The sequence below is a fragment of the Actinomycetospora termitidis genome, assembly GCF_030286555.1.
Classification (GTDB): Bacteria; Actinomycetota; Actinomycetes; order Mycobacteriales; family Pseudonocardiaceae; genus Actinomycetospora; species Actinomycetospora termitidis.
On record NZ_JASVWF010000002.1, the window covers coordinates 516,977 to 528,923 of the forward strand.

The following is an 11,947-nucleotide window of genomic DNA, read 5'->3' on the forward strand; positions in this document are numbered from 1 at the left end:
CGCGATGCCGAATCGTCGTGAGGTGCTGCGGGCCGGGATCGTCCTCGGCGGGGGAGGCCTGCTCGCGGCCTGCGCCGGGAGCACCGGGCCGGGCCTCGTGCGTTCCGACCGGCCCGTCCTGACGCACGGCGTCCAGGCCGGCGAGGTCACCGCCGACTCGGCGTTGGTGTGGGCCCGGGCCGACCGGCCGTCGCGCATGGTCGTCGAGGTCGCCTCGGACCCGTCGTTCGCGAACGCCCGCCGTCTCGACGGACCGGAGCTCACGCCGGACACCGACCTCACCGGCCGCCTGCGGGTGCCCGCGGCGCCCGGCCGCACGACGTTCTATCGGGTCTCCGCGGACGGCTCCGATCCCGTCGTCGGGACCTTCCGACGCCCGCCGTCGGGAACGGAGGACGTCCGCTTCGTCTGGACCGGCGACGTCGTCGGGCAGGGCTGGGGGATCGACGAGAGCCGGGGCGGGATGGCGCTCTACCGCGCGATGCAGGCCCGCGACCCGGACTTCCTGCTGCACTCCGGCGACACGGTCTACGCCGACGGGCCGGTCGAGGAGACCGCCACGCTCCCGGACGGCTCGACCTGGCGGAACCTCGTGACGCCGGAGAAGACGAAGGTCGCGGAGACGTTGGCCGAGTTCCGCGGCCAGTGGGCCTACAACCTGCTCGACGAGCACTACCGGGCGTTCCAGGCCGCGGTGCCGACCTACGCCAGCTGGGACGACCACGAGGTCACCAACAACTGGTACCCGGGCGAGGTCCTCACCGACGCGAAGTACGCGGGCGAGAATCGCGTCGACGTGCTCGCCGCGCGGGCAGCGCAGGCCTTCCGGGAGTGGATGCCGATCGAGGGCGGGCGCATCCACCGGCGAGTGCCCTACGGCCCGCAGCTCGACGTGTTCGTGCTGGACATGCGCACGAACCGCGGCCCCAACCCGGAGGCGCTGACCGCACCGGCCGCACCGATGCTCGGCGAGGAGCAGGTGGCGTGGCTGCTCGACGGGCTCGCCGCCAGCCGCGCGACCTGGAAGGTGATCGCGGCGGACATGCCGCTCGGGATCGTCGTGAAGGACGGGGACACGGGGATCGAGGCGGTCGCGAACAACGCCGCGGGTGCACCGGGCGGGCGGGAGGCCGAGCTCGCTCGCGTCCTCACCGGCATCCGCGAGCGGGGTGTGCGCAACACCGTCTGGCTCACCGCGGACGTGCACTACACCGCGGCCAACCGCTACACCCCGGAGCGGGCCGGCATCGCCGCCGACCCGTTCTGGGAGTTCGTCTCCGGCCCCGCCCACGCGGGCGCGTTCCCGGCGAGCCCGCTGGACCCGACGTTCGGCCCGGAGCAGGTCTTCGTACACGCCCCGACGACCTCGAACGTCTCCCCGGCGGAGGGCTTCCAGCACTTCGGCGAGGTGTCGATCAGCGGTGGGCGCCTGCGCGTCGACCTCCGCGACGCCACGGGCGCGTCCCTGTGGTCGACGGAGCTGCAGCCCGCCTGATCAGCTCGAGAGCACCAATGACCGCGGGGCCGAGCGGTCGGCCGGTGAGACGTGCTCCGCGGTCGGGCGTCCGCCGGGGCCGCTCGCGATGACGAGCACCGTCTCCGGGTGGTCCACCGGCGCGCAGAAGGACCCGTCCTGGTCGACCGGGACGACGGCGAGCTGGCGGCCGTGCAGGTCCACGAGCGTCACGTGCGCCTCCGCGGCCGGGGCGCCCCCGGCGAGCCGGACGTGTCCGTGCACGGCGAGGTGCCCCGACCGGTCGTCGGGGAGCTCCTGCGCGGTGTCGATCACGACCTCGTCGACCGAGCGCGAGCGCGGCAGCACCGGGATCAGCACCGTCGCGACCAGGGCGACCACGCCGCAGCCGGCCGCGATCCACAGCGTCGTCTGCAGCCCCGCGAGCGAGGGGAGCGTCGCCGGGCCCACGCGGATCGTCATGGCCGAGAGCACGACCGCAGCCACCGCCGACGCCGTCGACGTGCCGACCGAACGCATCAGCGTGTTCAGCCCGTTGGCCGCCGCGGTCTTGTCGGTCGGCACCGCGCGCATGATCAGGTCGGGCAGCGAGCCGTAGGCCAGGGCGACACCGGCGCCGACCAGCGAGATCACCAGCGCGACGTGCCACGGCTGCGAGAGCAGCGCCGTGCCGAGGACGTAGGCGATCACGATGATCACCAGCCCGATCCGCAGCGAGGTCCGCGGGCCGAAGCGCGCCGAGACCCGTGCCGTCACCGGCGACATCACCATCATGACGACGCCGTTGGGCGCCAGCACGAGCCCGGCCGCGAGCAGCGAGAGCCCCAGCCCGTAGCCCGACGACGTCGGGGCCTGGAGCAGCTGCGGGAAGGTGACCATGCCGGTGAACATCGCGACGCCGACCGGCACGGAGACCAGGTTGGGCACGAGCACCGCGCGGCGGGCGGAGATGCGCAGGTCGACGATCGGGTCGGTCACCCGCAGCTCCCACGCGCCCCACGCGAGCAGCACGATCACGGCGCCGACCGCGGAGCCGAGCGTGGTGGCACTGGTCCAGCCCCACTCGCCGCCCTTGGAGACGGCGAGCAGGCCGAGCACCAGGCCGACGGTCAGGGCGACCGCGCCGACGCCGTCGAACCGGCCGCCCGAGCGCTGCGCGGTCTCGGGGATGACCAGCAGGATCACGACCACGCCGATCGCGCCGAGCGCACCCGCCGTCCAGAAGAGGGCGTGCCAGTCGGCGACCTGGACGATCAGCGCGGACAGCGGGAGGCCGAGCCCGCCGCCGATGCCGAGGGTCGCGCTCATCAGCGCGATGCCGGACCCGAGGCGCTCGGGCGGCAGCGCGTCCCGCATCAGGCTGATCCCGAGCGGGACGGCGCTGACGGCGACGCCCTGCAGGGAGCGCCCGATCAGTACGGGGACCAGCGACGACGTCACCGCGCAGATCAGCGCGCCGACCACGAGCAGCGCCAGGGTCGCGATCAGGACCCGCCGCTTGCCGATCATGTCGCCGAGCCGCCCCGCGATCGGGGTGGCCACCGCGCCGCCGAGCAGGGTCGCGGTGATGACCCAGGAGGCGTTCGCCTGCGAGGTCGCCAGGAGGGCGGGGAGCTGGGGGACGATCGGCACCACCAGCGTCATGCACAGGGACGCGATCAGGCCGACCGAGGAGAGGACCGCGACGACCAGCGCGGGCGAGGCACCCGGCCGGGTACCGACTTCAGCCTGCGCCACCCGTCCTCCGATCCGCCCGATTTTCGTGTAGTGCGCAACGAAACACTAGACGCTCGGAACGGGCGCGGGTGGCCCGATATTCCCTATCTCACGCTCAGCGGGTGGCGAGCAGGACCGCGACGAGGCCGACGACGTTGGTCCCCAGGTGGATGCCGATCGAGGCGAACAACGAGCCCGTGCGGCGGCGCACGACCGACATCACGACCCCGCCCACCGCCGTCACCAGCAGCACCACGGCGACCCCGAGGACCGGGACCCCGCCCGCCGGCGCGGCCAGCGCCCCCGCGAGGTGCCACACCGCGAAGGCGGAGGCGACCGCGAACACCACGCCACGGCCGGCCCAGAGACGGCCGGCCCACGCCCGCTCGGTCAGCCCGTGCAGCACGCCCCGGAAGGCGAGCTCCTCGCAGAGGACCGTGCCCACGGGGATGAGCAGCAGCGCGCGGAGCACCAGGGCGGAGGTCGGGCTGGACTCGACGCCCGGGTTCTCCAGCAGCGGCCGCGTCGCCGGCAGCACGAAGGCCACCCCGTACCCGAGGGCCGCGACCCCCACGGCCGCACCGCCCCAGCGCAGGCCGGCCCGCCACGTCGTCGGGCAGAGTCCGAGGTCCCGCCAGGTCAGACCGCCGGCGCGGGCGGCCAGCACCAGCACCAGCACGCCGACGACGTTCGCGATCATCCGCACCACCGGGTCGGCGGGCAGCGCCGGCACCAGGAGGTTGTTCCACGCCACGAGGCCGGAGGCCACGGCGGCGACGACCGCCGAGAGCACGAGGACGGCGGGAGCGCGGCGCGACGGGGTCGGCAGGACGGTGGCGGGAGCGGTCATGGCACCTTCGGGTCGGGGCCGGCGGACCCCTCCACGGTGCCACCCGGTCCTGTGGGCGATCCGTGAGGGTGCCCCGGGCCGTCGTCCGGAACACACCCCGACCTCGGGTCGGGTGACCGGGATCACCGAGCGAGGACCTCGCGCACCCGCTCGGTGTCGGCGGCGGTCCACCCCGGCGGCGCGGCCACGGCGACCCAGCCGTCGAGCACCTCGCCCTGGTAGACGTGCCCGTGGCCCGGCGGCACGTCGACCGCGTTCACCAGGTCGATCGACACCTGCCAGAACGTGATCACCGGGTACCAGCTCATCGCGCCCACCACGTCCGAGCCGCGGGGTTCGACGAGCCAGTCCGGCCGTTCCCAGAGCAGGCTCGGTGACCACCAGACGACGGGGTCCGACGGGTGCTGCAGGTAGAGCACGTGCGGCGGGAGCCACGGGGACGCCGGGTCCTGCCCGACCGTGGCGGTCGAGCCGCCCCCGGCGAACCGCACGACGAGCCCGTCGGAGTAGGTGGGTCGGACCTCGGGCGAGCCCGGGTCCCGGCGGTCGACGATCTGCGACCACAACCGGTTGGAGTTCGGCGGCCCCACCCAGAGGGCGCCGTCGGTGTTGGCGCGGACGTCCGCGAGCGAGGAGAACGCGCCCTCCGAGCCCTGCGACCCCAGGCTCTCCCCGAACACGATCATCCGCGGGCGCGGCTGCCCCGGCGGGATGGCGTCGATCCGGGCGTGGACGGCGTCGATGAGCAGCCGTCCGGCCTCCTCCGCCCGCGGGCCGTCGAAGAGGAAGGACAGCCAGCTGGGCAGGTAGGAGTACTGCGTGGCGACCATCGCGGTGTCGCCGCCGTAGATCGCCTCCAGGGAGTCCGACACCGGGTCGTCCACCCAGCCGGTCCCCGTCGTCGTGACGACCGCGACGACGTCCCGGGAGAAGGCGCCCTCCCGGTCCAGCTCGCGGACGGCGAGGTCGGCGCGGGCCTGGGCGTCCGGGGCGGACTCCAGGCCGACGTAGGCCCGGACGGGTTCGACGGCGGGTCGGCCGCTCGCCTCGGCGAGGGTCCGGGCGTCCCGACCGGCCGCGACGAAGCGCCGACCCTCCTTGCCCAGCGTCTCCCAGGGCACGAGGGAGTCGGGCGATCCGGAGCGGGTCGGGCCGGTGGGCCGCTCGAAGCCGGGGTAGGTCTGCTCGTTGACCCCCGAGAAGGCCTGGTCGACGACGGTCAGCGTGCCGGGCAGCACGATCTGGTTCAGGACCGCCGCGATGACCATCGCGAGCAGCACGACGGCCACGGCGCCGGCGATGCGGCGCGGGAGGTGGGTGAAGCGGCGCAGGCCGCGCACCAGCACGTGGTCGGCGTGCCGGACGAGGCGGACCACGGCGATCGGCGCCGCGGCCACGAGGACGCCGAGGGGGAGCGCCCGCGCGTAGCCGAGCAGCGTCGGCGGCTCGATCCCGACGAGGAGCGCGAGCTGGCGCTGCCACTGCACCCCGGCGACGAGCATGACCAGCACGACGACGACCGCGGCGACGAGCAGGATCGGCCACGCGACGAGGCGCACCCGGGGCGGGATGTGCCGCCGCGCCCGGGCGAACAGGCGGAGCCCGGTGCGCGTGCGGCGGATCAGGAACCACACCGTCGTGCCGACCCCGTACCCGACGGCCGCCGACAGGCCCGTGGCGAGCCCCTGGACCACCCAGTCCCGCGGGATCAGCGACGGGGTCATCGCGAGGGCGCCGAAGGCGACCGCGACGGCCAGGCCGAGGGCGTCCACCCGCAGCCACCGGAGCCCGGGCCGGTCGAGCGGCCCCGGCCCGCGGTGCACGACGTGCGCGGCCGGGGGGCGGGGCCCGGGCCCGTGGAGGTCGCGGGAGGGTTCGGTCTCCACCCCCGTGTCGGTCACGGGCGTCAGTCTGGACCTCCCGGGGCCGCCCCGGACGGCGGGACCCCGCGGATGTGAGCGGAACGTCGCCCTCCACCCGGGGTCCGGCCGCGTCAGGCGGCGATCTCCTCCGCCCCGCCGAGATCGACGTGGATCCAGCCCTCGACCACGACGACGGGGTGGGTCCGGACCGGCACGGACGCCGGCGGCCCGTCCGGCTCGCCGGTCCGCAGGTCGAACAGGGCGGCGTGCAGCGGGCACTCGATGAAGCAGCCCTCCAGGTACCCGTCGGACAGGGCGGCGTCCTGGTGGGTGCAGGAGTCGTCGATGGCGTGGAGCTCGCCGTCCTCGGTGAGGAAGATCGCGACGCCGGGTCCGGTCGGGTCGAGGGTGTGCTGCGGCTCGAGGCGCACGGCGTCACCGGGGGAGAGGTCGGACAGGGGGCGGACGGGGACGAGCATCGGGCCACACTCCGGATCGAGAGGGGTTTGTTGCGCACAGGGGAACGGTGGGCGCGATACGCAACAGCGTGGGGCCGATTCCAGGATCCCGTCAAGGGGGCCCGTCCCCGGAGGACGTGGCGGAGGTGGGAGTTCGTTTACACTCCCCGGCGTGTCGAGGGCGGACGGTGACCGGACGGAGCGGTCGTCCGTCCAGTCGGTGGACCGCGCCGTCACCATCCTCGAGATCCTGGCTGCGCGCGGTGAGGCCGGGATCACCGAGATCGCCGAGGAACTCGGCGTCCACAAGTCCACCGCGTCCCGTCTGGTGTCCGCCCTGCAGCGCCGTGGACTGCTCGAACAGCTCGGCGACCGCGGGAAGTACGCGCTGAGCTTCGGCATCGTCCGGCTCGCGGCGGCGACCACCGGACGGATGGATCTGGCCCGCCTCGGCCAGCCGACCTGTCAGGCGCTGGCCGAGGTCGTCGGCGAGACCGTGAACATCGCCGTGTCCGACGGCGAGGCCGCGATCAACGTCGCGCAGGAGTTCGGGACCTCCACGGTCAGCACCCAGAACTGGGTCGGCCGGCGCACCCCGCTGCACGCGACGTCGGCGGGCAAGGTGCTCCTCGCCCACATGGACGAGGCCGAGCAGCGCGCCCTGCTGCGCCGCCGGCTCCCGCGCTACACCGAGGCCACGATCACCGAGCCCTCCGCGTTGCGCGCCGAGCTCGCCCGCGTGCTCGACGAGGGCTACTCCCGGTCGTTCGAGGAGCTCGAGGTGGGGATGCACGCGGTCGCGGTGCCCGTGTGGGCCCACGACGGCAGCGTCGTCGCCGCGCTCTCGGCCTCCGGGCCGGCCTACCGGCTGCCCCGGCGCCGGGCGCGGGCGATCGTCGCGGACATGCGCGAGGCCGCGCGCGAGCTCTCGGCCAAGCTCGGCTGGGTCGAGCCGAGCGGCGGCAGCGCCCTGCGCTGACCGGCCCAGCGGGGTCTCATCCGTACCCCGTACTACGCGTGCGTACTCCCGTCACGCGGAAACAGCCTGGTTACGCCCACCGACTCATCGGGCTCCGCCTCTTGACACCGCTCGGCCGGAAATCCCACGGTGTTGCGGTAAGCAAAACACGGTGCGCAATGCGCAACACGAGTCCACGGACTCGGCCGAGCGGGAGACGCCCATGGGACCTCGCGTCGTCATCGTCGGAGCCGGCATCGTCGGCTGCGCCCTCGCGGACGAGCTCACGGCACGCGGGTGGACCCGCGTCACCGTGCTCGACCAGGGCGAACCGGTCCGGACCGGTGGCTCCACCTCGCACGCCCCGGGGCTGGTGTTCCAGACCACCGGCCACCCGACGATGACCCGGTTCGCCCGGGCCACCGCCACCAAGTACGGCGCCCTGCGCCTCGACGGGCGGGCCTGCTTCAAGCCGGTCGGTGGACTCGAGGTCGCCGCGACCCGGGAGCGCCTCACCGACCTGCGCCGCCGGCACGGGTGGGCGACGGCGGCGGGCATCGAGTCCCACCTGCTCGACCCGGGCGAGTGCGCCGCCCTGCACCCCCTGATCGACCGCGATGTGGTCCTCGGTGGCCTGCACATCCCGTCCGACGGCCTGGCGGTCCCGCTCGGGGCGGCCGAGGCGCAGGCCCGGGCCGCCACCGCCCGCGGCGCGACGTTCCGCCACGGCGTGCGGGTCACCGGCATGGACGTCCGCGGCGGGCGGGTGCGCGGGGTCGAGACCTCCGAGGGCCGGGTGGAGGCCGACGTCGTGGTGTCGGCCGCGGGCATGTGGGGGCCGCTGCTCGGGGCGATGGCCGGGGTCGGGGTCCCGCTGTCGCCGATGGCCCACCAGTACGCCTGGACCACCCCGCTGCGCGAGCTGGATCTGCTGCAGAAGCTGCGCGGCCTGGTCGACCCGGGCGGGGCGGTGTTCCCGATGCTGCGCCACCAGGACGCGGACCTGTACTTCCGGGAGCACGGCGACCGCCTCGGGGTCGGCGCCTACGGCCACCGCGCGATGCCCGCCGACCCGACCGGCCTGGACCGCTCCGGGCCGGACCGCGGGGACATGCCCAGCGAGCGGGCCTTCACCGAACTGGACTTCGAGCCGAGCTGGGCCGCCGCCCAGGCGCTGCTGCCCGCGCTCGGCGACGCGAAGGTCGAGCGCGGCGTCAACGGGCTGTTCTCCTTCACCCCCGACGGGATGCCCCTGCTCGGCGAGACGTCGGTGCGCGGGTTCTGGCTCGCCGAGGCGGTGTGGATCACGCACTCGGCGGGCGTCGCCCAGGCCGTGGCGAGCTGGATGGTCGACGGCGTGCCGTCACTGCCCGCGCTCGACGGGTCCTCCGACCCCGACCCCGTCGACGTCTCCGCGGCCCACCACGACCGCTTCGACCCCGCCCTGCTCGCCCCGTCCACCGTCCGCAGCCGGGCCTGCACGGCGTTCGACGAGGTCTACGACATCGCCCACCCCCAGGGCCTGTCGACGTCCTCCCGCCCGCTGCGTGCGGGTCCGTTCGACGCCCGCCACCGCGAGCTCGGGGCGGTCGTCGCCGAGCGCGACGGCTGGGCCGTGCCCGCGTGGTTCGCCGACAACGCCGACCTGCCCGAGGTCTGCGAGGTGCGCCCGCGCCGCGAGTGGGCGGGCCGGCACTGGTCCCCGGTGGCCGGGGCGGAGTCCCTCGTCGTCCGCCGGGCCGTCGCCCTGGTCGACCTCACCGCCTCCCACCGGCTCGAGGTCACCGGCCCCGGGGCACTGGGTCTGCTCCAGCAGCTCGCGACGGTCGACCTCGACCGGCCGGTCGGGTCACGCACCCGGGCGCTGTGCCTCGACGCCGCCGGGCGGATCCGGGCCGACCTCGACGTCGCCCGGCTCGGCGAGGAGCGGTTCGCCGTCGCGGTGGCGACCCGGCTGGAGGCCCGCTGGCTGGCCGAGCACGTGCTCGGCGACGTGGCGGTCCGGGACGTCTCGTCGGGGACCTGCGCGATCGGGGTGTGGGGGCCCGCGTCGGGCGTGCTCCTCTCCCGGCTCACCGACCCGGCGTCCCGGGCGTCGACCGTCGCGACCGCGGCCGAGACCCACGTCGGGCCGGTCCCGGTGCTCGCCCTGCGCGGGACGCCGATCGGGGTCGACGGGGTGGAGCTGCGCACCACCTCCGACCTCGGCGCCGCGCTCTGGGACGTGCTCTGGGACGCCGGGGCCACCCTCGGCGTCGTCGCGGCCGGGGCACGCGCGGTGACCAGCCTCGCCGTCGAGTCGGGCCTGCGCACCCTCGGCAGCGGGGTGGACGCCTCGCTGACCCCCGCCGAGGCGGGACTCGCGCACCTCGTCGACCCGGACAAGGGCCCGTTCCTCGGCCGGGAGGCCGTGCTCGCCGGCGGGACGCCGTCCCGCCGCCTCGTCACCCTCGCCCTGGAGGACCCGGGGGAGGTGGTCGTCGGCGACGAGCCCGTGCTCGCCGGGGACGACTGCATCGGGCGCGTCGCGGTGGCCGAGGCCTCGGCCACCGAGGACGTGTCCCTGGCCCTGGCGGTGGTCCCCGCCGCCCTGTCCGACGCGGGCACCGCGCTGTCGGTCGAGTACTTCGGCCGGCGCCTGCCCGGACGCGTCGTCGACCGGGAGGTGCGGTGATGTCCGTCGTCCGCCCGCCCCGGCCCGTCCTGCGTCTCGCCCCCCACCCTCCCGGTCGCTCGGAGAACGCCCCATGACCACCGCACCGTCCCACCCGTCCCTGCTCCCGACGCTGCCCGGCTCGGCCTACGTCGACCCCGCGGCCCACGCCGCCGAGTGCGAGCACATCCTCGAGGCGTCCTGGTTCTGCGCGGTCGCCTCGACGGACCTCCCCGACGCCGGGTCCTTCCGGACCGTGACCGTCGGCCGCGAGTCCGTCCTGCTCACCCGCTCGCGGGACCGCGCCGTCCGGGCCTTCTTCAACGTCTGCCGCCACCGCGGCGCCCGGCTCTGCACCGAGGAGTCCGGCACCGTCCGCCGCAGCTTCCAGTGCCCGTATCACGCGTGGACCTACGGACTGGACGGGACGCTGGTGTCCGCGCCGCACCTGTCGTCCATGCCGGGGCTCGACCGCACGGCCCACGGCCTGCGCACGATCGCGGTGCGCGAGTGGCTCGGGTACGTCTGGATCTGCCTGGCGGACGACCCGCCGTCGTTCGAGACCACCGTCGAGGACGTCGTCGCCGAGCGCCTGGGTTCGCGGGAGGCGGTCCACGCGTACGGCATCGACCGGCTCGCGCTCGGCCGGCGGATCACCTACGACGTGGCGGCCAACTGGAAGCTCGTCGTCGAGAACTTCATGGAGTGCTACCACTGCGCGACGATCCACCCGGAGCTCACCGAGGTGCTCCCGGAGTTCGCCGGCGGCTACGCGGCGCAGACCAACGTCGGGCAGGGCGCGGTCATGGGCACCGAGGGGTTCACCGTCGACGGGTCGGCGGGCCTCGGACGGCTGCCCGGGGTCACCGAGGAGCAGGACCGGCGCTACTTCGCGGTGACGATCGCCCCGCAGGTGTTCGTCAACCTGGTCCCCGACCACGTGATCGTGCACCGCATGTTCCCGCTCGCGGCGGACCGGACCGTCGTCGAGTGCGACTGGCTCGTCGACCCCGAGGTGGTCGCCGCGGGCGTCGACGTCTCGCGATCGGTCGAGCTGTTCGACCGGGTCAACCGGCAGGACTTCGACGCCTGCGAGCGCTGCCAGCACGGCATGTCCTCGCGGGTGTACGCCGACGGCGGGGTGCTGGTGCCGACCGAGCACCACATCGGCGCGTTCCACCACTGGGTGCGGTCGATGCTGGGGCGGCCCGAGGAGCTCGCCGAGGGTCTGGTGGCCGTCCCCGAGGCGCACGAGGTGGCGTAGCGGGGCGTTCGGAGCAGCGGGCCCTGTGGACCGAGCGGGGTTGTCCACAGGGCGCCGCGGGCTCGTTGCCGTCCCGCCGTCGACGGGCCGACCCTGATCGTCATGCGCGAGATGATCACGGTCCGCGAGGCGGACCACGAACTGCGGATCCAGGTCGTCGACGCCCGGGCGTACGTCGCGATCGTGCCGGTCGGGGCCGACCCGGAGGACGGCGACCCGGGGCTCACGGTGTCGCTGCCCGCACGGCGGCTGCACGCCCTGCTGCGGGCCGCCTGGGCCGACGACCAGTTCGGCACGTACGGCCCGCTGGACCCGCCGATGTGGCCCGCGGCCGAGCCGGAGCCCGAGGAGGACCCGTTCTCCGAGGAGCGGCTGCGCTTCGGCTGGCGGGACGACTGGCCGGACGACGAGCGCGACCCGGGCGACCTCGTCCCCTTCCCCCGCTCGCCCTGGCGACGCCCCCGCCCGGCCAACGGCGGGACGCCCTGGTCGGCCGAGGACGACGCCGCCCTGCGCGCGGCCTGGCTCGCGGCCGACCCGGAGAAGACCCGTACCGCCGTGCTCGACGAGCTCGGCAGCCGGTTCGGGCGGACGCCCGGCGCCGTGACCCAGCGCCTCTACCGCGTGGGCTGCGACCCCTCCCGGCGCGGCACGGAGTGCATGGTCCCGGTGGCGCGGGAGCCGCTCGAGGAGGCGTGAGCCAGGATCGGTC

9 protein-coding genes are annotated in these 11,947 nt (G+C 75.0%); 5 read left to right on the forward strand and 4 right to left on the reverse strand.

Translation table 11 applies throughout. The annotated features are described in order from the left end of the window. Positions 1 to 4 precede the first annotated feature (4 nt). Positions 5 to 1,495 (forward strand): alkaline phosphatase D family protein, encoded by a 1,491-nt coding sequence (locus QRT03_RS10365; RefSeq protein ID WP_286052632.1) that lies wholly within the window; start codon positions 5 to 7, stop codon positions 1,493 to 1,495. Here the strand turns inward: QRT03_RS10365 and QRT03_RS10370 are convergent, their stop codons facing one another. The 4 genes from QRT03_RS10370 to QRT03_RS10385 form a co-directional block, all read right to left on the reverse strand. Further along, positions 1,496 to 3,211: an MFS transporter gene (locus tag QRT03_RS10370; protein ID WP_286052633.1), complete on the reverse strand. Its 1,716-nt coding sequence runs from the start codon at positions 3,209 to 3,211 to the stop codon at positions 1,496 to 1,498. A 94-nt stretch (positions 3,212 to 3,305) separates the two neighbouring features. Continuing rightward, positions 3,306 to 4,040, reverse strand: coding sequence for a CPBP family intramembrane glutamic endopeptidase (locus QRT03_RS10375; RefSeq protein WP_286052634.1), 735 nt, complete (start codon positions 4,038 to 4,040; stop codon positions 3,306 to 3,308). A gap of 122 nt (positions 4,041 to 4,162) precedes the next feature. Then, positions 4,163 to 5,941, reverse strand: a complete 1,779-nt coding sequence (locus tag QRT03_RS10380; protein WP_286052635.1) for an alpha/beta hydrolase — start codon at positions 5,939 to 5,941, stop codon at positions 4,163 to 4,165. Positions 5,942 to 6,033: 92 nt separating this feature from the next. Then, entirely contained in the window at positions 6,034 to 6,381 is a 348-nt protein-coding gene (locus tag QRT03_RS10385) for a bifunctional 3-phenylpropionate/cinnamic acid dioxygenase ferredoxin subunit (RefSeq protein ID WP_286052636.1), read from the reverse strand. Between the two features lie 151 nt (positions 6,382 to 6,532). On the opposite strand from QRT03_RS10385, the gene QRT03_RS10390 reads away from it, so the two are divergent. From QRT03_RS10390 to QRT03_RS10405, 4 genes are all read left to right on the forward strand, one after another. Beyond that, a complete protein-coding gene (locus QRT03_RS10390) occupies positions 6,533 to 7,339 on the forward strand; it encodes an IclR family transcriptional regulator (RefSeq protein WP_286052637.1) in 807 nt (268 codons plus the stop codon). A gap of 202 nt (positions 7,340 to 7,541) precedes the next feature. Then, the gene (locus QRT03_RS10395) at positions 7,542 to 9,992 is read left to right on the forward strand and encodes an FAD-dependent oxidoreductase (RefSeq protein WP_286052640.1); all 2,451 of its coding nucleotides are present in this window, start codon (positions 7,542 to 7,544) and stop codon (positions 9,990 to 9,992) included. A gap of 73 nt (positions 9,993 to 10,065) precedes the next feature. Continuing rightward, positions 10,066 to 11,235 (forward strand): aromatic ring-hydroxylating oxygenase subunit alpha, encoded by a 1,170-nt coding sequence (locus QRT03_RS10400; RefSeq protein WP_286052641.1) that lies wholly within the window; start codon positions 10,066 to 10,068, stop codon positions 11,233 to 11,235. 102 nt (positions 11,236 to 11,337) lie between these two features. Further along, on the forward strand, positions 11,338 to 11,934 hold the full coding sequence (locus QRT03_RS10405; protein WP_286052642.1) for a hypothetical protein: 597 nt from the start codon (positions 11,338 to 11,340) through the stop codon (positions 11,932 to 11,934). Positions 11,935 to 11,947: the final 13 nt, after the last annotated feature.